A 24,543-nucleotide genomic window follows, 5' to 3' on the forward strand; every position below is an offset into this window, starting at 1 on the left:
CGTGGGCGCGCCCGTCAGCTCTGCGCGGGCGTCCTCGGGGTCACACCGGTAGCCGTGACCTCCAACAGGCTGTCGCACGGCGGCAGTTCAGCGCCGATGCCCGCGATCAGCCAGCAGGTGCGGTCACGGGTGACCTCCGCGAGCAGCTCGGCAAGGTGCGCGTCGGCGACGAACGGGTCCGTGCCCGCGGTGGCGTCCACGACCACCAGCGACGGGTCGTCCCGCAGAGCCCGCAGCAGCGCGAGCCGCCAGCGGTCCCGCTCGGACAGCGCCGCCTCCTCGTCCACCGCGGCCCGCAGCCGGTCGAGCGCCTCGCGCACGCCGGGCCGCTCCGCCGACCCCTCGGGGAAGGAGCCGAGCACCAGGGCCGCCTCCTCGCGGGTGAGGCCCGGTGCCTGCGGGGAGACCCGGGCGATGTGCCCTTCGACCACGGGCGGGGCGAGGGCGGCGACGTCCGTGCCGCCGATCCGCACCTGCCCCGAGGTCGGGGTGACATCACCGGTCAGCAGGTCGCCGAGGAGCAGCCGGATGCCGTCGGGGGCGCCGAGGAGCGCCGTGGTGGTGCCGTCCGCGGTCGCGAAGGAGACCCCGTCGAGCACCGCCGTGCCCTCGACCGTCAGGCCCACACCGTCGAAGACGACGTCGGCGCTGCCGGGCCAGTCGGCGGCAGGGCGGTCGTCGTGCGCGCCGCCCTCCTCGTGCGTGCCGAGGAGCTTGCCGATGCCGGCCATCACCTCGCGGGCGTTCATGATGGTGCTCGTCAACAGGACGGCCTCCATCATGGGCCGGTAGGTGAGCACCGCCAGGACGATCAGCGCGACGCCCTCCGTCCCGGACAGGCCGTCGTCGCCGGCGGCCAGCCAGGCGCACACACCGACCGCGGCGCAGGCGGCGAGTTCGACCACACGCCACAGCAGCACCTCGCCGGTGGCGGGCAGCACGTGGCCGCCGGAGTGCGGCGTGCCCGGCTTTCCGTAGCTCCGCCGCAGCCACTCCGCCCCGTCCGGCTCCTCGCGCCGCACGAGCAGCCGGGCCACGAGGAGGGAGCACAGCGCGAGGACGGCCAGGCCCCCGGCCAGCGTCAGCGCGACGCGTACGTCGAAGAAGGCGCTGATGACGATCACCGTCAGCGGGGTGGCGACGGCCGCGACCGCCGGGCGCAGCACGTGGGCGGGCAGGCCCATCAGGACCACGACCGCGGTGCCGTCGAGCGCCGCGAGCCGGTCGGAGTGGCTCGCGTCGAGCTCCCGGTTGGGCAGCTTCTGCGTGCGCTCGGCGACCGCCCTGTGCAGGGTGGTCACCAGCTCGGCGCCCAGGTCGTTGCCCATCGGCACGCTGCGGTGGTGGAGGACCCCGTACACCACACCGGCGGCGGCCATGACGCCGATCCAGGTCCAGGGCACCGCCGCGCCGGGCGTGAGCAGGTCCTCGGTGACCGGCACCACCAGGGCGAAAGCGACGCCCTGGATCACGGAGCCGACCAGCAGGAACAGGCACAGCGAGCGCAGCGCCCGCCGCCCCGTGGCGTGCAGGAAGAGAGCGAGTACGGGCCTCATCGGGACACCTCCTGGGACGCCGCGGCTCCGGTGGATCCCGCGGGCGCCGTGGAAAGGGCCGCGGAGCCCGCGGCGAGCCGCGCGTCCCGGGCCGGGTCGAACAGTCCGGCGTACGGTCCGCCGGGTCCCGCCAGCTCCTCGTGGGTGCCGGACGCGACCACCTTTCCCGCCTCGCTCACCACGAACCGCCCGTCGGCGACCACCGGCGGACCGGTGGCGACGACGACCACACAGGCCCGCTCCCGCAAGCCGGTGACCGCGCTCCGCAAGGTGTCCGGGTCGCCGGGGAAGGCACGCTGGTCGAGCAGGACGACGTCGCGGTCGGCGGCGAGCAGCCGGGCGAGCGCGAGCCGTTGGAGTTCGGGGTAGGACTGGGGGGCCTCGGTGCCCACGATCGCGTCGTAGCCGCGCGGCAGCGCGGCGATCGACTCGTGGCAGCCTGCGGCGCGCGCGGCCCGCTCTGCCTCCTTCGGATCGCCGTCGGCACGGTCGGCGGTGATGTACGCGCCGATCGCGCCGATGACGACCGCGGGGTCGGCCTCGACCGCGGCGAACCGCTCCGCGGGGGTCTGTGCGGTGATCCCGTCGACGATCGCGTCGGCGTCCGCGTCGGTGGCGGCGACGACCGTCACCACGCCCCGCTCGGGCAGCTCGGGCAGCTCGACGGCGGGGCCCGGGTCCTCCTGCGGCTCCGGCTCCTCCGCCGCGTCCGCCTTCGCTTTCGGCTTGGACTTCGGCTTCGCGTCGCCGGGTCCTGCCGGTGCGCTCCCCGTGGCGAACCGCGTCAGGCGCGCCGCTGCCTTCTTGCCCTCGCCCACTTCCTCCAGGAAGTAGGTGATGGCCAGCAGGGGCGCCGCGAGCCCCGCGCCGAGGAGCAGGAACGGCACCAGGTCGGCGGGCGCCAGCGAGTCCGAGCGGATCAGCAGCGCTCCCCCGCACAGCACGAAGATGAGCACGGTCAGCGGCGAGAAGGCGATCTCCGCGAGGGCGCGGCCGCCGAGCAGCGAGCCGATCCGTACGCGGAAGAACTCGCTGAACTCGTCGGTGACGTCGGCCAGCCTGCGGGCCGAGGTGCGGGTGGCCTCGGCCGTGTCGGACCGGGTGCCCACGGGGTTGACGCGCTGGGGCAGGGTGAGAGTGGGCCGCACGGCGTCGATGCCGCCGATGCTCGTCGCGTAGTCGGTCGCCATCTCCTTGAAGAAGCGGGCGGAGATGAAACCGAAGACGGCGAAGCCCAGCAGGATCGGCGCCAGGGTGATGAGCGCCATCAGCCAGTCGACCCAGAACAGATAGCCGATCGACAGGACGAAGACCAGGACGGCCGAGAGGAGCTCCGATCCGGCCCGGCCGACCATCACGCCCATCGAGTGGATGTCACGGCCCAGAGTGGTGCCGTGCTCCCGCCAGGCGGCGTGCAGCGGGCGGGCGGCATGGGCGCCGCGCAGCCTGCCGGTGACCGCGAGGAGCAGGGCGTACTGGGTGCGCGCCCCCGCCTCCTTGCTCAGGACGCGGCCCGCCAGCTGGGCCACGAATCCGACGACCGCCGCGGCGGCGACCAGGAGGACGAGCCGGCCGATCCTGCCCTCGTCGGGGTCGCCGTCGAGCAGTTCCCTGCACACCTCGATGACGGCGAGGACGGGGCCGACCGTCGCCACCGCCCCGACCGCTTCCAGGACGAGCGCCGTACGGGCGCGCCAGGCGATTCCGGTGGGTGCGCTCATCGCTTCGTGACCAGGTGGTCGCCGAGGACCAGGTAGTCGATGTCGGTGCCGAGGAAGCACTCGACCGCGTCCTTCGGGGAGCAGACGACCGGCTCGCCCGCGACGTTGAAGGAGGTGTTGACCAGGCACGGCACATCGGTGCGCGCGGTGAACTCGCGCAGCAGCGCGGCCAGTCGGGGGTTGCTGTCGTCCGTCACGGTCTGGATGCGCGAGGTGGCGTCGACGTGTGTGGCGGCCGCGATCCTCTCCGTGTACTCGGGTTTCACGGGGAACACGAAGGTCATGTACGGCGAGCGCTGCTTCTTGCCGAGCTCGAAGACAGCGGCCGCGTTCTCCTCCAGGACGATGGGGGCGAACGGACGGAACGGCTCGCGGTGCTTGACGCGGGTGTTGATGACGTCCTTCATGTCGGCGTGCGACGGGTTGGCCAGGATGGAACGGTTGCCGAGCGCGCGCGGGCCGTACTCGGTGCGGCCCTGGAACCAGCCGATGACGGTCTTGCCGCTGAGCAGTTCGGCGGTCTTCGCGACGATCGCGCCGTCGGCGTACTCCTCCCAGGTGACGCGGTCGGTGTAGCCGTCCAGGGTGGCGACGATCTCCTCGGCGGTGTACTCCGGGCCGAGGTAGGGCGTCTTCACCGGCACGATCGGGACGTTCCTCTCGCGGACGACGTGGGCCGCGGCGCCGATGGAGACACCCGGGTCGCTGGCGCCGAAGCTGACCTCGGCGCGCTCGAAGGGCAGGTCCTCGAGCAGCTTGGTGTTGTTGACGCAGTTGAGCGCCACACCGCCCTCGTAGATGAGGTCGCGCAGGTCGGTGACGTCGGCGAGGGCGCGCAGCTGGTGCGCGGTGACCACTTCGAGGGCCTGCTGGGCGGCGCTCGCGACCCGGACCTGGAACTCGAACTCGCCCCGGTTGTCGTCGTCGCCGCCGAAGATCTCGTCGAAGAGGGGGAGGTAGGCGCGGGGGCCGCGCGGGTCGTCGGCCAGGGCCAGCGCGTAGCGCCCGGGGCCGTCGAAGGTGATGACGTGGTTCAGGAGCGGGTTGTCCTCCCGGGCCGGCGGCTGCCCGAACCCGCCGAGGCCCATGACCTTGTACTCGTCGTTGTTCGGGGTGAATCCGAGGTACCGCGTGATCTCGGCGAAGAGCTGGGCGATCGAGTTGCGGGAGTCGATCGTGAACTGCTCGAAGACCTTCACCTCGCCGTCGCGGACCTCGCCCATGATGGCGCTGTCCGCTTCGCCCTGGCCGTCGCTGATGAGGAAGGCGGCGTCCTCGAAACCGGCGAAGGTGCGGCCGCAGGCGAGGTGTGCCCGGTGGTGCGGGACCGTGATGAGCTTGTCCTCGGTCAGCTCGTGCCCGGTGTTGCGGGCGAAGTCCTCCAGGATGGCGGTCTTGCCGAGCATGCCGGTGTAGAGCTCGCCGAAGCCGGAGATGGCCTGGAACTTGTACTCGGGGGGTATGGGCGCCCCGGCGAGCTTGGAGATGGCGTCGTCGGCGAACTCCGGGCTGAACCGCCAGCCGAAGGCGTAGTAGTCGACGTCGGCGAAGTCGATCCCCGCCTGGCCGAGGACCCAGCGCATGGCGTTGATCGGGAAGGCGGTGGTCTTCTTCTGCCGGTTCATGCGCTCTTCCTCGACGGCGGCGACCAGCTTGCCGTCGATGAACAGCGACGCGGCAGCGTCGTGGCCGAGGAAGCTGTGCCGGTCGACGCTGTCCTGCGTATAGCCGTAGAGCTTGCCGAAGAGCTCGGCGGCGCGGGAGAACCCGTTGTAACCAAGAACTATCACTGCGCTGTCTCCTATGAAAGGGGTGGGCGAACTGCCCTGTGCCGACCGGTGGTTCAGATGCCCTGCTCCGCGAGCCAGGCGCGGATCGCGGCGGTGGTCGCGCCGATGTTCTCCTCCATGAGCGTGAAGTGGTCGCCCGGTGCGGTGACCAGCGTGTGCGGAAGCGACCAGGAGGCCCGCCAGCTCTCGTCGTCGAAGCCGTCGGCCTGGTGCTTCAGGGGGTCCTCGGCGCGTACGAACAGCGTCGGAGCCTCGGTCGGCGCGATCTCGCACTCGTCCATGAGCGTGTGGTAATGCCCCATGGCGCTGAGCCGTACGCCGCTCAACGCCCCGCTGCCGAAGAGGTGTTCGCGGGCGAAGAGGCCCTCCATCATGGCCCGGCTCAGGTCGGCGGAGAACTCCGTGCCGGCCTGGAAGGTGTCCAGGACGACGGTGCCGCGGTGAGCCCGCCCTCACGTGGCTGACGTCAGCCCGGGCTGCCTCACGACCGGTTGCCATCGCTGGAAGACGCGTTCATGGGGCACCGGACATCTCTGCTGTCACCGTCTGGAATGAAGCCCGCGGCCTACCCAATTATGGTCGAGTTGGATCTCATCAGATCAATTCGATTATCGTCCGGATATGCCGGATGGACCTGGGCAAAGCATCCGTTGTCCATCCTAATCCATATCAGTCCTCAGTGCCATTATTCTCCAGGAAACCGGACGGATGGTTTGGAAGTTGATGTTGATTCGACATGTGACATCCAGCTGGAGGCTGAACAAAGCCGTCAGTCCTGGTGCCGCCGCGTGCCCACAGTGCCGCGGCGGTCGAGCCGGGAACCCTCGTAGGCGTCCGTAAACAACAATGACAGGGGTGGGGCCGTCAGCGTGTCAGCTTCCGCTCGACGGCGGTCGTCTCCGAAACGAGGTGCCCGACTCATGATAGCCTCGACGCCGTCGCCGAGGAGCGCCTTCACCGCGGCGTCCGGCCTGACCGCCTCGGGCGGGGTGTCGTGCCAGTACGTCGCGTCCAGGTCCTCGGCGCCGGGCCAGGACAGTGGCGGCGAAGTACATCCATGCGTGCGTCACGCCCGTGGTGATCAAGCCCCTGCCGGGTACCGTCGACACCATCTCCCGCGCAGGGCGTCAGGTCGCAGGGGCGTGGAAGCGCTCATCACGCACGGCCACGGGTTCGTGCTCGGACTCGTGCTCGGGCTTGTGCTCGGGCTTGTGCTCGGCGAGGAGGCGGCCCCGCTCGGCGGCGAGCAGTGCGCCGTCGGCGCGGGACAGGACGCCGGCGGCGCAGGCCGCGGCGATCTCGCCGCCGCCGATGCCGACGACGGCGGCGGGGGTGATGCCCGCGGCCGACCACACCTCGGCGAGCGACACCGTGACCGCCCACAGGACGGGGTGGGCGACGGCCGGGTCGGCGAGCCGGGCAGCTCACGCAGGACGACGTCCGAAGCAGCGCAGATCCGGTGGCGCAGGGGCCGGGGCGGCGCACTCGGCCGCAGGTGGAGGCGAACGGTGGGGCTTCAGGGAGGTTCGCGTGCGGCCTCGGGCAGTCCTTCGGCCCGGTCGGGGAAGACGAACGCGGTCCTGAGTGCCCCGCGCGCCGTGCCGAGCACGGCGTCGTCACCGGGAGCGTCCCCGGCCGCCAGGGTGTCGAGGGCCGCCGCGAAGCCCGTGGCGTCCTCGGCCAGGACGACGGCGCGGTGCTCGAAGGCGGTCCGGCCGGTGGCCAGCGCGACGGCCGTCCCCGCGAGGTCCACGTCCGGCGCGACGGCGTGCTCGCCCAGCCGCGCCGCCTGGGCCCGCAGCGCGGCGGGCGACTTGGCGGACAGCACCCACGGCACCACCCCGGAAGCGGGCTCCCCGGCCTGCTGGCCCGCGGTGTCCCGGGGGGCCTCCTCCAGGATCACGTGGGCGTTCGTACCGCTGATCCCGAAGGAGGACACACCCGCGCGCCGCGTCCCCTCCCCCGGCCACGCGACCTTCTGGGTCGCCAACTCCACGGCGCCGGAAGCCCAGTCGACGTGGCTGCTCGGCTCGTCCACATGCAGCGTGGGCGGTACGACACCGTGCCGCATCGCCAGAACCATCTTGATGACCCCGGCGACACCCGCGGCCGCCTGCGTGTGACCGATGTTCGACTTCACCGAACCCAGCAGCAGCGGCCGCCCGGCGTCCCGGTCCTGGCCGTACGTGGCGAGGAGGGCCTGCGCTTCGATCGGGTCGCCGAGCGACGTCCCCGTACCGTGCGCCTCGACCACGTCGACTTCGGCGGCGCTCACCCCGGCGACCGCCAACGCGTCGCGGATGACCCGCTGTTGGGACGGGCCGTTCGGCGCCGTCATGCCGTTCGACGCGCCGTCCTGGTTCACCGCGGTGCCCCGGACGACGGCGAGGACGTGGTGGCCGTTGCGGCGCGCGTCCGAGAGGCGCTCCACCAGGAGCATTCCGGCGCCCTCGCCCCACGCGGTGCCGTCGGCGCCGTCGGCGAACGCCTTGCAGCGGCCGTCGGGGGCGAGGCCGCCCTGCTTGCCGAACTCCGTGAACACACCGGGGGTCGCCATGACGGCGACACCGCCCGCGAGTGCCAGGTCGCAGACGCCGCCGCGCAGCGCGGACACGGCCATGTCCAGGGCGACGAGGGAGGAGGAGCAGGCCGTGTCGATCGTCACGGCGGGGCCCTCGAAGCCGAAGGTGTAGGCGATGCGGCCGGAGGCGACGCTGCCCGCGGTGCCGTTGCTGAGATAGCCCGCGATCTCCTCGGGGATCTCCTGGAGCCGTGCCACGTAGTCGTGGTGCATGAGGCCCGCGTACACGCCGGTCCTGCTGCGCCGCAGGCTCGTCGGGTCGATGCCCGCGCGCTCGATGGCCTCCCAGGAGGTCTCCAGGAGCAGGCGGTGCTGCGGGTCCATCGTGGTGGCCTCGCGCGGCGAGACACCGAAGAATCCGGCGTCGAACTCGGCGGCGTCGTACAGGAAACCGCTCTCGCGGACGTACGTCGATCCGGTGCGGCCGGGCTCGGGGTCGTAGAGCCGCTGGAGGTCCCAGCCGCGGTCGGCGGGGAAGCCTCCGATGCCCTCGCGGCCGCCGGCGACCATGTCCCACAGCTCTTCGGGGGAGCCGACGCCGCCGGGGTAGCGGCAGGCCATGCCGACGATGGCGATGGGGTCGTCGTCGGTGGCCCGCGCCCGGACGGCGTGTGCGCCCCGCTCGGCGGGGCCTGCCAGCGCCTCGTCGAGGAAGCCGGCCAGCGCCTCGGGGCTCGGGTAGTCGAAGACGAGGGTGGTGGGCAGCTGGACCTTGGTGAACTCGGCCAGTCGGTTGCGGAGTTCGACGGCGGTCAGCGAGTCGAAGCCGAGGGCGTCGAAGGACTGCTCCGGCGCGATGTCTTCGGGCGCGGTGTGGCCGAGGACGGTGGCGACGTGTTCGCGCACCAGGTCCACGAGCGCGGCGGCGCGCTCCGCGTCCGGCAGGCCGAGCAGCCGTTCGTGCCAGGCCGACGAGGCGGCCGCGGGGGCGGCCGCGGCACGGCGGGCCGGGCCTGGCCAGGGAGCGCAGCAGTGCGGGCGGGTCGTCCTGGCCGCGCAGGTCCAGGCGTACGGGGACGGCGACCGGCGCGGTGAGCCGTACCGCGGCGTCGAACAGGGCGAGGCCCTCGTCGGCGCTGAAGGCGCGCAGGCCACCGCGGTCGAGCCGGCTCAGGTCGGTGTCGCTGAGCGTGCCGGTCATGGCGCTGAGGTCGGCCCACAGGCCCCAGGCCAGCGAGTGCGCGGGCAGGCCCGACGCGCGGCGGTGCCGGGCGAGCGCGTCCAGGAAGGTGTTGGCGGCCGCGTAGTTGGACTGGCCCGGGGAGCCGAAGACGCCGGCGGCGGAGGAGAAGAGGACGAACAGGTCGAGGTCCCGCTCCTTGGTGAGCTCGTGCAGGTGCCAGGCGGCGTCGGCCTTGGGCCGCAGGACGGTGTCCAGGCGTTCGGCGGTCTGCGCGGTGACCATGCCGTCGTCCAGGACGCCGGCCGCGTGCACCACGCCGCGCAACTCGGGGAGCGAGCCGATGAGTTCGGCCAGCGCGGACCGCTGGGATACGTCGCAGACGGCGAGGCGCACCTCGGCGCCGGCCGCGCGCAGCTCCTCGGCGAGTTCGGTGGCTCCCGGCGCGTCGGCGCCGCGCCGCCCGGCGAGGACCAGGTCGCGTACGCCGTGGGCGGTGACCAGGTGGCGGGCGACGGCGGAGCCGATGACGCCGGTGCCGCCGGTGACCAGGAAGGTGCCCTGCCCGGAGCAGGGGGCCGGGGCCTCGGCGTCGGGTGCGGTACGCACCAGGCGGGGCACGAAGACGTCGCCGCCCCGGACCGCGATCTCGGTCTCCTGGTCGGCGAGGGCGGCGCCCACGGCCGTCCAGGGGATGTCGGCGGGGTCGGCGCCGGGTGCCAGGTCGAGCAGCGCGAACCGTTCGGGGTGCTCGGAGCGTGCCGAGCGCACCAGGCCGTGCACGGCGGCCTGGACCGGGTCGGCGCCTTCGCCGGGGTGCACTTCGACGGCGCCCCTGGTCAGGACGGTCAGCCGGGCGGGGGCCGAGGCGTCGTGCGCCAGCCATGCGTGGATGTGTGCCAGGGCGTGGCCCACGTGGGCACGTACCCCTTCGAGGGTGTCGGTGCCGCCGTCCCCCGCGCAGTCGAGGAGCACGGTGTCGGTGCCCGCCAGCGCGTCGAGGGAGGTGTCCGGGCCCCAGAGCCGCGGGGCCTCGCTCGCGGCGGCGTCCCGCGCGACCGCCTTCCTGGGCTCCCAGGCCTCGGTGAACAGCGACTCCGCGACGACCGCGCGCCTCGGACCGACGGGGGTCTGGGAGACGGGCCGCAGCACGAGTTCGTCGATGCCGATGACGGGGGTGCCCGTGGCGTCGGCGATCCGTACGCGTACGGCGGCGGTGCCCGTGGTCGTCAGGCAGACGCGGACGGTGCGGGCGCCGCTCGCCCACAGCCGCACGCCGGACCAGGCGAACGGCAGCCGCGAGGTGTTCTCGGCGTCGTCGACCACGCCGCCGAGGCCGATGCCGTGCAGGGCGGCGTCGAGCAGGGCCGGGTGGATGCCGAAGCCGGTGACGTCGTCCGCCGCGCCCTCGGGCAGCTCCACGTCGGCGTAGAAGTCACCGTCCCGCCGCCAGGCCCTGCGCAGCCCCTGGAAGGTGGGGCCGTAGGCATAGCCCTGCTCGGCGAGGGCGGGGTAGAAGTCCTCGGTCTCGACCGGGGCCGCGCCGCGGGGCGGCCACACCGCGCCCGTGACGGCGCCGAAGTCGTCGGCGTCGGGGCCCGGGACGGCGGGGGCGACGACGCCTTGGGCGTGCCGGATCCACTCGGTCTCGACGCCGCTCGTGCCGTCGTCGGACGGTTCGATGCGGGAGTGCACGACGACGTGGCGGCGGCCCTCGTCGTCGGCGGCGCCGACGCCGACCTGGATCTGCACGGCGTCCTCGGGGGCGAGGACGAGCGGGGTCTCCAGGGTGAGGTCGCGGAGGTGGCCGCAGCCCACGCTCTGCCCGGCGCGCAGGGCGAGTTCGACGAAAGCGGTACCCGGCAGGAGCACGGCGCCCACGACGGCGTGGTCGGCGAGCCAGGGGTGGGTGGCGAGCGAGACGCGGCCGGTGAGGACGGAGCCGCCCGCGGTGCCGCCGTCGGCGACGCTGACGGCGGCGCCGAGCAGCGGGTGGTCGAGCCCGGCGAGGCCCGCCCCGCTCACGTCGCCCGCGCGGCGCGGCGGGACGCGGGGCCAGAACCGCTGCCGTTCGAAGGGGTACGTGGGCAGGTCCTGGACCGCGGGTACGGCGGGCAGCAGCGCGCGCCAGTCCACGTCGGCGCCGCCGGTCCACAGGGCGCCGACCGCCCGCAGCAGAGCGGCGACCAGGGGCCGTTCGCGGTGGGCGACGGAGGTGACGGTGGCGCGGTGGCCCTCGGAGAGGCTCTCCTCCAGGGAGCGGGTGAGCACGGCGTGCGGGCCGATCTCCAGGAAGGCGTCCACCCGTGGTTCCGCGGCGCGCACGGCGTCCTGGAAGTGGACGGCATCGCGGGCGTGCCGCACCCAGTAGTCCGGGGACGTGATGTCGTCCGCCGCGAGCCTGCCGGTGACGGTGGAGACCATCGGGACGGCCGGGCGGGAGAAGGTGAGCCGCGTGAGCACGGAGCGGAACTCGTCGAGCACCGGCTCCATGAGCGGCGAGTGGAAGGCGTGGCTGACCTGGAGTCTGCGCGTGCGCCTGCCCGCCCGGGCGGCGGCCTCCGCCACCTGGTCCACGGCGTCCGACGCGCCGGACACGACGACGGCGGAGGGGCCGTTGACCGCGGCGACGGCCACCTGCTCCCGGTGCTGCTCGGGCAGGGCGCGCAGCCACGCCTCGGCCTGCGCCCGGGTGGCGTCGAGGGCCAGCATGGCGCCACCGTCGGGGAGTCGCTGCATGAGGGCGCCACGGGCGACGGCCAGCGTGACCGCGTCTTCCAGGGAGAGGACCCCGGCCACGTGGGCGGCGGCGATCTCACCGATGGAGTGGCCGAGGACGACGTCCGGGCGCACGCCCCATGCCTCCAGGGTGCGGAACAGCGCGACCTCGACGGCGAAGAGGGCGATCTGGGTGTAGCCGGTCCGGTGGATCAGGTCCGCGTGGTCCGAGGAGCGTCCGGCGGAGCCCGCGAGCACCACGTCGGCCAGGGGGACGTCGAGCTGCGGGTCGGCGGCGGCGCAGACGGCGTCGAACGCCGCGGCGAACGCGGGCAGCCGCTCGTACCACTGCCCTCCCATGCCCGCCCACTGCGCGCCCTGCCCCGCGAAGACGAAGGCGGTCTTGGCACCGGGCCGCGCCGTGCCGTGGACGAGGTGGCGGCCCGCGGTGCCCTTGTCCGCCAGGGTGTCGAGGCCCGCGGCGAAGCCCGTGGCGTCCTCGGCCAGGACGACGGCGCGGTGTTCGAAGGCGGTCCTGGTGGTGGCCAGCGCGACCGCTGTTCCCGCGAGGTCGACGTCCCGCTCGACGTGATCCCTGAGCTGCGCCGCCTGGGCCCGCAGCGCGGCGGGCGACTTGGCGGACAGCACCCACGGCACCACCCCGCCGGAAACCGGCTCCCCGGCCTCCTGGCCCGCGGTCTCCGGAGGCGCCTGCTCCAGGATCACATGGGCGTTCGTACCGCTGATCCCGAAGGAGGACACACCAGCGCGCCGCGTCCCCTCCCCCGGCCACGCGACCCTCTCCGTCGCCAACTCCACGGCGCCGGAAGCCCAGTCGACGTGGCTGCTCGGCTCGTCCACATGCAGCGTGGGCGGTACGACACCGTGCCGCATCGCCAGAACCATCTTGATGACCCCGGCGACACCCGCGGCCGCCTGCGTGTGACCGATGTTCGACTTCACCGAACCCAGCAGCAGCGGCCGGCCGGCGTCCCGGTCCTGGCCGTACGTGGCGAGCAGCGCCTGCGCCTCGATCGGGTCGCCGAGCGACGTCCCCGTACCGTGCGCCTCCACCACGTCCACGTCCGCGGCGCCGACACCCGCGCTCGCCAACGCCTCGCGGATCACGCGCTGTTGGGACGGGCCGTTCGGCGCCGTCATGCCGTTCGACGCACCGTCCTGGTTCACCGCGGAACCACGGACGACGGCAAGCACGCGGTGGCCGTTGCGGCGCGCGTCCGAGAGGCGCTCCACCAGCAGGACACCGACGCCCTCGCCCCACGCGGTGCCGTCGGCACCCTCGGCGAACGCCTTGCAGCGGGCGTCGGCGGAGAGACCGCCCTGCTTGCCGAACTCGGCGAACACGCCCGGGGTCGCCATCACCGTGACGCCGCCGACCAGGGCCAGCGGGCAGTCACCCGAGCGCAGCGCGCGGGCCGCGAGGTGGAGCGCCACGAGGGAGGCGGAGCAGGCGGTGTCGACGGTCACGGCGGGGCCCTCGAAGCCGAGGGTGTAGGAGATGCGGCCGGAGACGACGCTGGAGGCGTTGCCGGTCAGCAGGTGGCCGAGGGACTCGTGTCCCGCGTGGTTGAGCATGCCGGGGTAGTCGGCGCCGTTGACGCCGATGAACACGCCGGCCTTGCTGCCGTGCAGGCCGGTGACGTCGATCCCGGCGCGCTCGAAGGTCTCCCAGGAGGTCTCCAGGAGCAGCCGCTGCTGCGGGTCCATCTCCAGGGCCTCGCGCGGCGATATGCCGAAGAAGGAGGCGTCGAACTCGGTGGCCGTGTCGAGGAAGCCGCCCTGCGGGCGGGTGCCGCCCTCGGGCTGCTGCCAGCCGCGGTCGGCGGGGAAGTCGCTCATGGCGTCCACGCCGTCGCGCAGCAGCTCCCAGAAGGCCTCGGGCGTGCCGGCCCCGCCCGGGAACCGGCAGCCCATGCCGACGATCGCGATGGGCTCGCGCTCGGCCTCCTCCAGGTCTCGGACACGGTCCCTGGTGCGCTTGAGGTCCGCCGTCACCCGCTTCAGGTACTCGACGACCTGCTCTTTCTCAGCCATGTCCGAAACCCCTCGTCGTGCAGAACGTGCTGGTGGGCCGTGCGTGCATCAGCTCAGCCCGATCTCGTCGTCGATGTAGCGCAGCAGCTCTTCCTCGCTGACCTCGCTCAGTTCGTCGGCCCCCGCGTCCTCGGCCCTGCCGCCGCCGGGCGCGGTGCCGGCCAGCGTCCTGGAGCGTTCCCGCCAGCGCAGCAGCAGGGTCTCCAGACGGGCCGTCAGCTTGTTGACCTCGGCCTCGTCGCGCTCGTCGTCGAGCATGGCCTCGAGCCGGTCGACGGCCTCCTTGCCCCACTCCTCGGCCTCTGTCCCCGGCAGCAGGATCTCCAGCAGCCGGCCGGTGAGCGCCTCGGGCGTGGGGTAGTCGAAGACGAGCGTGGTGGGCAGCCTCGTGCCGGCCATCCGGGCGAGGCGGTTGCGGAGTTCGACGGCGGTCAGCGAGTCGAAGCCGAGCTCCGTGAACGGCCGGGTGGCCGAGATCCGGTCGGCCGTGCCGTACTTGAGGACCGCGGCGATCTGCCCGCGCACCGTTTCGAGGAGGGCTTCGTTCCGTTCGGCCGGGGGCAGTGCGGAGAGCCGGCCGCGCAGCGCCTGTGCGTCCGGCGCCGTGGCGCGGCGCGGCGCCGAGCGCACGAGGCCGCGCAGCAGCGCGGGGGTGTCCTCGCCGCCGCGTAGCCGGGCGCGGTCCAGCTGGACCGGCGCGATGTGCGGCAGGCCGCTCGCGAGCGCACGGTCGAAGAGCGCGAGCCCTTCCTCCGTGCTGAAGGGGAGGACACCACCGGCGCTCATACGCCGCAGCTCGGCTTCGCCGAGGGTGGCGGTGAGTTCGCTGGTCTCCTCCCACAGCCCCCACGACAGGGACTGCGCGGGCAGACCCTCCGCACGACGACGTACCGCCAACGCGTCCAGGAACACATTCGCCGCCGCGTAGTTCGCCTGACCCGGAGAACCGAACACCCCGCCGCAGACGAACAACACGAACAACTCAAGCCCACGACCACGCGTCGCCTCATGCAGATGCCACGCATCCACCTTCGGCCGCAGCACCGACTCCAACCGCTCCACCGTCAGACCCGTCACCACACCGTCGTCCACCGCACCCGCCGCATGCACGACACCACGCACGTCGGGCAGCTCCGCCAGCAAGCCATCCACCGCCGCGCGATCAGCCACGTCACAGGCCACCACCCGCGCCACAGCACCCAGCTCCACCAGCTGATCCACCAACTCAGGGGCCCCCGGCGCCTGTTCACCACGCCGACTGACCAACACCAGCTCACGCACACCATGCGCGACCACCAGATGCCGCGCCACCGCGGCACCCACCACACCCGTGCCACCCGTCACCAGCACCGAACCCCCACCCGACCACGACACACCACCGTCATCGGCGCCGGCGGCATCCGCGCCGACCAGGGCCAGCCTGGGTACGTACGTCTCGCCCTCGCGCAGGGCGATCTCCGGCTCGTCGGCAGCCACGGCCGCGGCAAGGGCCGCCACGGGCACATCGGCGGCCTCACCGTCGGTGTCCACCAGCAGGAAACGGTCCGGGTGTTCGGCGCGGGCCGAGCGCAGGAAGCCGCGTACGGCGGCCTGCGTGAGGTCCACCGGGCCGGTGCCCGACACGGCGACGGCGCCCCGGGTGACCACGGCGAGCCGCGCGTCGGCGAGCGCCTCGTCGGCGAGCCAGTCCTTGGCGCGCGCGAGGGCGGCGGTCACCGCCTCACGGACCCGCTCCGGCAGCTCCTCGCCGCCGGTCTCTTCGTGCCCGTGGGCGGCCAGGGCAGCGGCGTCCAGGAGGACGAGCCGCGCACCGTCGGCGACGGCGGCCCCGATCTCCTCGGCCGACCGCGCGGCGTCCCACAGGATCGAACTCGGCGGCTGCGCGGGCTCGTCGAACCTGCGGCGCTCCCAGCGCACCTCGTACAGCGAGCGCGCCGCGGTGGCACCGGCCGAGCGGAGCCGGGCCGCGGTGAGCGGGCGCAGCTCGACCCGGTCGGCGCCGAGCAGCGGGGTGCCGTCGGCGCCGGTGGCGCGCACCCGCAGGGCGCCGTCGTCGGCCGGGGTCAGCAGGACCCGTACGATCCGGGCGTCGTCGGCCGCGTCCGGACCGGTGGCGGTGTCGAGGCCGCCTGCCCGTACCTGGATGCCCTGCCAGCCGGTGGGCTGAAGGGCGCCCGCGGTACCGGGGCCGCCCGCGTCGGTCAGGCGCCAGGCGTGGCAGACGGACTCCAGCAGCGCGGCGCGCGGCGCCAGGCCGTCGGCGGCCCGCTCGGCGAGCTCGACCTCGGCGTAGACGTCCTCGCCGGTACGCCAGGCCGCGCGCAGTCCCTGGAGGGCGGGGCCGAACTGCTGCCCCGCTGCGAAGAGCTCGCCGTAGAGGGCGGACGTGTCCACCGGGGCGGCATCCGCCGGCGGCCAGGCGCCCGCGAGCCGCGCGTACGCCTCGTCGGTCTCCTCGGCCGTCGGGCGCAGCTCGGCGGTGGCGTGCAGGGTCCACTCCGCAGTGGTGTCGCCGTCGGGCTGTGCGTGGACGGTGAGACGGCGGTGCCCGGCGTCGTCGGGTGCCGCGGCCATCACCTGGACGCGGACGGCGCCGTCGGGGGCCAGGAGCAGCGGCTCGTGCTGCTCCAGGTGCGCGACGCCGGGCAGGCCGAGGCGGTCGGCGGCGTACAGCGCCCAGTCGAGCAGGGCGCCGCCGGGCAGCACGGGCGTGTCGAGCACGGTGTGCTCCGCGGGCGAGGCCACGGCCGGGGCGGTGAGCCTGCCGGTGAACAGGATGGTGTCCGTACCGGCGGGGACGACGGCCGCGGCGAGCACCGGGTGGTCGGTGGCCTCCTGGCCGACACCGCCCGGGTCCCCGAAGTCCTGCGGGGCGTCGAGCCAGTAGCGTTCGCGCTGGAAGGCGTACGTCGGCAGGTCCACGGTGTCGGCCGGCGCGTCCGGGGCCGGGGTGAGCGCCGTCCAGTCCACGCCGAGGCCGCGGGTCCACAGGGCGGCGGCGTTGCGCAGCAGGGCGGTGCGCTCGTCCTCGTCGCGGCGCAGGGTGCCGGTGACGACGACCTCGCGCCCGTCGGCCTTCAGCGCGGCGTCCTCCAGGGCCGCGGTGGTGACCGGGTGCGGGCTGATCTCGACGAAGGTGTCGACGCCGCTCTCCATGAGGTCGGCGACGACCTGGGCGAAGCGCACCGGCTGCCGGAGGTTGCGGTACCAGTACTCGGCGTCGGCCTCCGGGCCCCGCACGTCCTCGCCGGTCACGGTGGAGCGCCAGGTGACCTGGGGCCGTGCCGGGCTGATGTCGCCGAGTTCCTGGAGAAGCCGGTCCTTGATGAGCTCGACCTGCGGCGCGTGCGAGGGGTAGGTGACGGGGATGCGGCGGGCGCGGATCCCGTCGGCCTCGCAGCCGTCCAGGAGCTGTCGCAGCGGTCCCTCGTCACCGGCGACGACGACGGCGCCGGGGCCGTTGACGGCGGCGATGACCACGCCGGTGGCGGGGTCGGCGGCGCCGTCCGGGTTCGTGTACCGGTCGATGAGGGCCTCGGCCTCGGCGGCGGGCACGGTCAGCGAGGCCATGCCGCCGCGTCCGGCGAGTTCCTCGGCGATGACGCGGCTGCGCAGGGCCACGAGGCGGGCGCCGTCGGCGAGCGACAGGGCACCGGCCACGCAGGCCGCCGCGATCTCGCCCTGGGAGTGGCCGACGACCACGGAGGGCGTGATGCCGGAGTGCTGCCAGACCTTCGCCAGGGAGACCATGACGGCCCACAGCGCGGGCTGCACCACGTCGACGCGCTTCAGGGCCTCTTCGTCCCCGAGGACGTCGAGCAGCCGCCACTCCGCGTGCGGCGCGAGCGCGTCGGCGCACTCACGCAGGGCCTCGGCGAAGACCGGCGAGGACTCCAGGAGACCGAGCGCCATGCCGGTCCACTGGGCGCCCTGGCCGGGAAAGACGAAGGCCACGTTCGCGCCGGGGCGCACGGTTCCGGTGACGAGTCCGGGTGCCTCGGGGTCCTGGCGGGCCAGGCCCGCGAGGCCTTCGGCGAAGCCGGCGGGGTCGGCGGCGAGGACGACCGCGCGTTCGTCGAAGGCGGTACGGCCGCCGATGAGCGCGGCGGCCGTCGCCGCGGGGTCGGCCCCCCGGTCGGCGAAGGCGCGCAGCCGCTCGGCCTGGCCGCGCAGCGCGGCCGCGGACTTGGCAGAGACGAGCCATGGCAGGACGGCGCCGTCGGCGGCGGCGAGCACCGGCTCGGGCCGCTGTGTCTCCTGCCGGGAGGCCTCTGGGGCCTCGGAGGCTTCGGGGGTCGCGGAGGCTTCGTGGGCCTCGGGGGCCTGTTCGAGGATGACGTGGGCGTTGGTGCCGCTGATGCCGAACGACGACACCGCCGCACGCCGCGGCCTGCCCGTCTCGGGCCAGGCGACGGCCTCGGTGGCCAGCTCGACGGCGCCCGCCGTCCAGTCGATGTGCTCGCTGGGCCGCTCGGCGTGCAGGGTCCTGGGCACGGTGCCGTGCCGCAGGGCGAGCACCATCTTCATGACGCCCGCGATACCGGCGGCGGCCTGGGTGTGACCGATGTTGGACTTCACCGAGCCGAGCAGGACCGGCTGGTTGCCGTCCCGGTCCTGGCCGTACGTGGCGAGCAGCGCCTGGGCCTCGATCGGGTCGCCGAGCGAGGTGCCCGTGCCGTGCGCCTCGACGACGTCCACGTCGGACGTGGTGAGACCGGCGTTGGCGAGCGCCTGGCGGATGACGCGCTGCTGCGAGGGGCCGTTGGGCGCGGTCAGGCCGTTCGACGCGCCGTCCTGGTTGACGGCCGAGCCCTTGATGACGGCGAGGACGCGGTGGCCGTTGCGGCGCGCGTCCGAGAGCCGCTCGACGAGGACCATGCCGGCGCCTTCGGCGACCCCCATGCCGTCCGCCGCGTCGGAGAACGCCTTGCAGCGGCCGTCCTGCGCGAGGCCGCGCTGGCGGGTGAACTCCGCGAAGATCGTCGGGGTCGACATGACGGTGACACCACCGGCGAGCGCCAGGTCGCACTCGGCGCGCTGGAGGGCGCTGACGGCCATGTCCAGGGCGACCAGGGACGAGGAGCAGGCCGTGTCCACGGTCACGGCAGGGCCCTCGAAGCCGAGGGTGTAGGAGACGCGCCCGGTGGCCACGCTGCCCGCGTTGCCGTTGCTGAGGAAACCGGCGACGTCCTCGGGCACGGAGCGCAGGCGCGCCGCGTACTCGTGGTACATCAGGCCGGAGAACACGCCGGTCCTGCTGCCGCGCAGCCGCGTCGGGTCGACGCCCGCGCGCTCGATGGCCTCCCAGGTCAGTTCGAGGAGCATCCGGTGCTGGGGGTCCATGGTCACGGCCTCGCGCGGCGATATGCCGAAGAAGGCGGCGTCGAAGTCGGCGGCGTCGTGCAGGAATCCGCCCCGGTCCACCAGGGAGGTGCCAGGGCGCTCGCCCGTGGGGTCGAAGAACGAGTCGAGGGCCCAGTCGCGGTCCGTCGGGAAGGCGCTGATGCCCTCACCACCGTCGGCGAGCAGCTGCCACAGCTCCTCGGGGGAGTCCACGTGGCCGGGGAAGCGGCAGCTCATGCCGACGATCGCGATGGGCTCGTCGTCCGCGACGACCCGCGCCACGGCGTTCTCCCGCCGTGCGGTGGTACCGGCGAGGAGGCCGTGCAGATGGGCGCCGAGCGCGGCGGGTGTCGGGTAGTCGAACACCAGGGTCGCGGGCAGCCGGGTGCCGGTCAGTTCGTTGAGGCGGTTGCGCAGCTCCACGGCGGTCAGGGAGTCGAAGCCCAGGTCCTTGAAGCCCCGGTCGACGGGGACCGCGTCGGCGCCTGAGTGGCCGAGCACGGAGGCTACTTGGGCCCGGACGAGGTCGACGAGCAGGCTCTCGCGCCCGTCCTCGGGCGTCGCGTCGTACTTCGCGCGCCAGCCGCGGCCCGCGGAAGTGCCGGCAGCGCGGCGCGCGGGGGTGCGCACCAGGGCGCGCAGCAGCGGGGGCACCTGCCGGCCCTCGGCGCGGGCGCGGGACAGGTCCAGGCGTACGGGGACCAGGTGCGGGGCGTCGAGGGACAGCGACTGGTCGAAGAGGGCGAGGCCTTCATCGGTGCCGAGGGCCTGTAGTCCGCCGCGGCCGAGCCGTGCCTTGTCGGCTTCGCCGAGGGTGGCGGTGAGTTCGCTGGTCTCCTCCCACAGCCCCCACGACAGGGACTGCGCGGGCAGACCCTCCGCACGACGACGTACCGCCAACGCGTCCAGGAACACATTCGCCGCCGCGTAGTTCGCCTGACCCGGAGAACCGAACACACCCGCCGCAGACGAGAACAACACGAACAACTCAAGCCCACGACCATGCGTCGCCTCATGCAGATGCCACGCGGCATCCACCTTCGGCCGCAGCACCGACTCCAACCGCTCCACCGTCAGACCCGTCACCACACCGTCGTCCACCGCACCCGCCGCATGCACGACACCACGCACGTCGGGCAGCTCCGCCAGCAAGCCATCCACCGCCGCGCGATCAGCCACGTCACAGGCCACCACCCGCGCCACAGCACCCAGCTCCACCAGCTGATCCACCAACTCACGGGCCCCCGGCGCCTGTTCACCACGCCGACTGACCAACACCAGCTCACGCACACCATGCGCGACCACCAGATGCCGCGCCACCGCGGCACCCACCACACCCGTGCCACCCGTCACCAGCACCGAACCCCCACCCGACCACGACACACCACCGTCATCGGCGCCGTCAGAGAGGGCCGGGGCGTCGGGGCGGGTCAGGCGCGGGACGAACGCGGCGTCGCCGCGCAGGGCGAACTCCGGCTCGTCGGCAGCCACGGCCGCGGCAAGGACCGCCACGGGCACATCGACGGCCTCACCGTCGGTGTCCACCAGCAGGAAACGGTCCGGGTGTTCGGACTGGGCGGAGCGCAGCAGGCCGCGCACGGGGGCCTGCATTGGATCGGGCAGCTCCTCGGGCGTGATGCCGACGGCGCCGCGGGTCAGCACGGCGAGCCGGGCCCGCGCGGGCGTCTCCTGCGCCAGCCACTCCTGGACGTGGGCCAGCACGGCGCCGGTCAGGGCGCGGGCCTCGGCCGGCACGTCGTCGCCGGCGCCGTCGGGCAGGCCCCGGGTCGTGCAGTCGAGCAGCACCAGCTCGGGATCGCCGGCGAGGACTTCGGCGAGCGGCGTGCCCGGGTGCCAGAAGACGGTGAGGGGGGCGGCCGCGGTCGCGGGCCGCCAGGCGTCCCAGCGCGGGACGTACAGCGACCGGGCGGGGACCGCGCGGACGTCGGCGGCGGCGAGCGGGCGCAGGACCAGCTCGTCCACGGAGGCCACGGGAGTGCCCGCGGCGTCCGTGGCGAGCAGCCGTACGCCGTCGCCGCCGTCAGCTCCGGACCTGGTCAGCCGTACGCGCAGCGAGGTCGCGCCGTCGGTCCAGGTCTGGACGCCGGACCAGGCGAACGGCAGGCGCACGGTGTCCTCGTCCCCGAACAGGCCGCCGGGGCCCATGGCGTGGAGGGCGGCGTCGAGGAGGGCGGGGTGGGCGAGGAAGTCGTCGGCGGTGGCCTCTTCGGGCAGGGCCACTTCGGCGAACACCTCGTCGCCGCGTCGCCAGACGGACCGCAGGCCCTGGAAGGCGGGACCGTACTCGTAGCCGCGCTCGAACAGCGCGCCGTAGAAGTCGCCCAGCTCCACGGAGGTGGCCCCGACGGGCGGCCAGGCGCCTTGGAGGTCACCGAGCTCCGCCGGTTCCCGGGGCTCTTCGGGGGTGAGGGTGGCGGTGGCGTGCCGGACCCACTCGGCGGGTTCCTCCTGGTCTGCGGTGCCGGTCCGGGAGTGGATGGTGGCGGTCCGCTCGCCGGTCCCGTCGGCCTCGGCGACCTGGACCTGGAGGGTGACTCCGGTGTCCGCGGTGATGGTGAGGGGGCGCTCCAGGGTGAGTTCCCGCACCCGGCCGCAGCCGCTCTCCCGGCCGGCGGCGAGGGCGAGTTCGAGGAAGGCGGTGCCCGGCAGGAGCACGGTCTCCAGGAGGGCGTGGTCGGCGAGCCAGGGGTGGGTCGGCAGGGAGATCCTGCCCGTGAAGACGGCCGCGCCGGACTCGGCGGGGAGCGTGGCGGCGGCGAGCAGCGGGTGGGCGACGGGGTCGAGCCCGATGCCCGCGGCGTCGCCGGTGTTCGCCGGGCCCTCCAGCCAGAAGCGCCGCCGCTGGAACGGGTACGTCGGCAGCCCGGCGGTCCCGGTCAGGTCGGCCGGGGTCGCGGTGGCGGCCGCGCCGTCCAGGAAGGTGTCCCAGGAGATGGCGGCGCCGCGGGTCCACAGCGTGGCGGCGGCGCGGGTCAGGGCGGTGCTCTCGTCCTGGTCGCGGCGGAGCGTCCCGGAGACGACCACGTCGGCACGGTCCGCGGCCGCCGCGAGGTCCTCGATGGCGGGGGCGATGACCGGGTGCGGGCTGATCTCGACGAACGTGTCGATGCCCCGGTCCAGGAGCGCGGTGACCGTCTCGGCGAACCGTACGGGCTCGCGGAGGTTCCGGTACCAGTACCGCGCGTCGGCCTGGCCGTCGGTGAGGGGTTCCACGGTCACCGACGAGTGCATCGGTATGGATCCGGCGCGGGGCGTGATGGGCTCGGCGACCCGCAGGAGCCGGTCGCGGACGCTCTCGACGTGCGGGGTGTGGGAGGCGTAGTCGACCGGGATGGTGCGGGCCCGGATCCCCGCCGCCTCGGCGGACTCGGAGACCTCGGCGAGTACGTCGGGGGCGCCGGCGACGACGGTCGCGCCGGGGCCGTTGACGGCGGCCACCCACACGCCGTCGCGGCCGCCGAGGAGTTCGGCGGCGCGCTCGGCCGAGGCGGCGAGGGCGACCATGCCGCCCTGCCCCGCGAGGTCCTCGGCGATGGTGCGGCTGCGCAGTGCGACCAGGCGCGCCCCGTCCTCCAGCGAGAGGATGCCCGCGGCACAGGCGGCGGCGATCTCGCCCTGTGAGTGGCCCGCAACGACATCGGGGGTGACGCCCGCGGCCCGCCAGACCTCGGCGAGCGAGACCATGACGGCCCACAAGGCGGGCTGCACCACGTCGACGCGCTTCAGGGCCTGTTCGTCCCCGAGGACGTCGAGCAGCCGCCAGTCGGTGTGCGGAGCCAGTGCGTCGGCGCACGCGCGCAGGACGTCGGCGAAGACCGGCGAGGTCTTGAGCAGTCCGGTGGCCATGCCGGTCCACTGGGCGCCCTGGCCGGGGAAGACGAAGGCGACCTTGGCGCCGGCGCGTGCGGTGCCGTGCACCAGGCCGGGCGCGTCCGCCGTGCCGTCGGCGAGCGCGGCGAGGGCCGCGGGGCGCTCGTCGCCGAAGACGACGGCGCGGTGGGCGAAGGAGGCGCGGGTGCGGACCAGGGCGGCGGCGACGGCGTCCGCGTCGGGGGCGCCCGCGTCGGCGAGGAAGGCGCGCAGCCTGGCACCCTGCTCGTACAGCGCGGCGTCGTTCTTGGCGGACAGCGGCCAGGGCGCGGCGACGCCGGTGAGCACCGGGGTCACCGCGTCGCCTGCGGCCGGTTCCCCGGTCTTCGGCTCCGACTTCGTGGGCTCCGGGGCCTGTTCGAGGATGACGTGGGCGTTGGTGCCGCTGATGCCGAACGACGACACCGCCGCACGCCGCGGCCTGCCCGTCTCGGGCCAGGCGACGACGTCCGTCACCAGCTCGACGGCGCCCGCCGTCCAGTCGACGTGCGGGGTGGGCTCGTCCACGTTCAGGGTGGGCGGGACCACGCCGTGCTGGAGGGCGAGCACCATCTTGATGACGCCCGCGATACCGGCCGCCGACTGCGTGTGGCCGATGTTGGACTTCACCGAGCCGAGCAGCAGCGGGCGGCCGTCGGGGCGGTCCTGGCCGTAGGTGGCGAGCAGCGCCTGCGCCTCGATGGGGTCGCCGAGGGTGGTGCCGGTGCCGTGCGCCTCCAGGGCGTCGATGTCGGAGGCGGAAAGGCCCGCGTTGGCGAGCGCCTGGCGGATGACCCGCTGCTGCGAGGGGCCGTTGGGCGCGGTCAGGCCGTTCGACGCGCCGTCCTGGTTGACCGCGGAGCCGCGGATGACGGACAGGACGCGGTGGCCGTTGCGGCGGGCGTCCGAGAGCCGCTCGACGAGCAGTACGCCGACGCCCTCCCCCCAGGCGGTGCCGTCGGCGGAGGCCGCGAACGCCTTGACGAGGCCGTCCTGGGAGAGCCCGCGCTGCTTGCTGAACTCGGTGAAGGCGGCCGGTGTCGACATGACCATCACGCCGCCCACCAGGGCGAGCGAGCTCTCCTTGTTGCGCAGCGACTGCGCCGCGAGGTGCAGCGCGGTCAGCGAGGAGGAGCAGGCCGTGTCGACGGTGACGGCGGGACCCTCGAAGCCGTACGTGTAGGAGAGGCGGCCGGAGAAGATGCTGGAGGCGTTGCCGGTCAGGAGGTAGCCCTCGCTGTCCTGCGTGTTGCCCACGTTCGAGCCGTAGCCGGACAGGACGCCGCCGACGAAGACCCCCGCGCTCTCGCCGCGCAGCGTGCCCGGGTCGATCCCGGCCCGCTCGAACGCCTCCCAGGAGGCCTCCATGAGCACCCGCTGCTGCGGGTCCATGGCGAGGGCCTCGCGCGGGGATATCTCGAAGAACTCGGCGTCGAAGTCCGCGGCGCCGTCGATGAAACCGCCCTTGCGGATGTACGAGCTGTGCGGGCGCAGCCCCTCCGGGTCGTAGAGGGCCCCCAGGTCCCACCCGCGGTCCGCGGGGAAGTCCGCGATGCCCACGCGCCCCTCGGCGACCAGCTCCCACAGGTCCTCGGGGGTCCGCACCCCGCCGGGGAACCGGCAGCTCATGCCGATGACGGCGAGCGGCTCACGGGCGGCCTCCTCGACGGCGCGCAGCCGTGCGTAGGAGTCGCGGGCGTCGGCGACCGCCTGCTTCAGGTACTCGCGGAGCTTCTGCTCGTTCGACATCCAATCCTCTTCCGATCCAACGAATGCGGTCAGCAGGTGG

The 24,543-nt window shown here is 74.0% G+C and carries 5 protein-coding genes and 3 pseudogenes; all 8 read right to left on the reverse strand.

What is annotated here, in order from left to right; translation table 11 throughout:
* Positions 1–14 precede the first annotated feature (14 nt).
* On the reverse strand, positions 15–1,556 hold the full coding sequence (locus tag KKZ08_RS06345; protein ID WP_223773501.1) for a hypothetical protein: 1,542 nt from the start codon (positions 1,554–1,556) through the stop codon (positions 15–17).
* Positions 1,553–3,277 (reverse strand): hypothetical protein, encoded by a 1,725-nt coding sequence (locus KKZ08_RS06350; protein WP_223773502.1) that lies wholly within the window; start codon positions 3,275–3,277, stop codon positions 1,553–1,555. Before KKZ08_RS06350 ends, KKZ08_RS06345 begins: the two co-directional genes overlap by 4 nt.
* Complete coding sequence (locus tag KKZ08_RS06355; protein ID WP_223773503.1) at positions 3,274–5,067, reverse strand: carbamoyltransferase C-terminal domain-containing protein; 1,794 nt, start codon at positions 5,065–5,067, stop codon at positions 3,274–3,276. The genes KKZ08_RS06350 and KKZ08_RS06355 overlap by 4 nt, the downstream gene beginning before the upstream one ends.
* A 53-nt stretch (positions 5,068–5,120) precedes the next feature.
* Positions 5,121–5,441, reverse strand: a complete 321-nt coding sequence (locus tag KKZ08_RS06360; RefSeq protein ID WP_223773504.1) for a thioesterase domain-containing protein — start codon at positions 5,439–5,441, stop codon at positions 5,121–5,123.
* Positions 5,442–6,194: 753 nt separating this feature from the next.
* Positions 6,195–6,458, reverse strand: a pseudogene (locus KKZ08_RS06365) (acyltransferase domain-containing protein); the annotation flags it as partial.
* A gap of 290 nt (positions 6,459–6,748) precedes the next feature.
* Positions 6,749–13,442 (reverse strand): annotated as a pseudogene (locus KKZ08_RS06370) (SDR family NAD(P)-dependent oxidoreductase); the annotation flags it as partial.
* Between the two features lie 45 nt (positions 13,443–13,487).
* A pseudogene (locus KKZ08_RS06375) lies at positions 13,488–13,541 on the reverse strand (polyketide synthase docking domain-containing protein); the annotation flags it as partial.
* 48 nt (positions 13,542–13,589) lie between these two features.
* A complete protein-coding gene (locus KKZ08_RS06380) occupies positions 13,590–24,503 on the reverse strand; it encodes a type I polyketide synthase (protein ID WP_223773505.1) in 10,914 nt (3,637 codons plus the stop codon).
* Positions 24,504–24,543: the final 40 nt, after the last annotated feature.

The sequence above is a fragment of the Streptomyces sp. 135 genome, from assembly GCF_020026305.1.
GTDB lineage: Bacteria > Actinomycetota > Actinomycetes > Streptomycetales > Streptomycetaceae > Streptomyces.

What these genes read in the sequence shown, in the direction of transcription:
- KKZ08_RS06345 (WP_223773501.1), bottom strand. Translation starts at nt 1,556, where the DNA reads ATGAGGCCCGTACTCGCTCTCTTCCTGCACGCCACGGGGCGGCGGGCG.
- KKZ08_RS06350 (WP_223773502.1), bottom strand. Translation starts at nt 3,277, where the DNA reads ATGAGCGCACCCACCGGAATCGCCTGGCGCGCCCGTACGGCGCTCGTC.
- KKZ08_RS06360 (WP_223773504.1), bottom strand. Translation starts at nt 5,441, where the DNA reads ATGATGGAGGGCCTCTTCGCCCGCGAACACCTCTTCGGCAGCGGGGCG.
- KKZ08_RS06380 (WP_223773505.1), bottom strand. Translation starts at nt 24,503, where the DNA reads ATGTCGAACGAGCAGAAGCTCCGCGAGTACCTGAAGCAGGCGGTCGCC.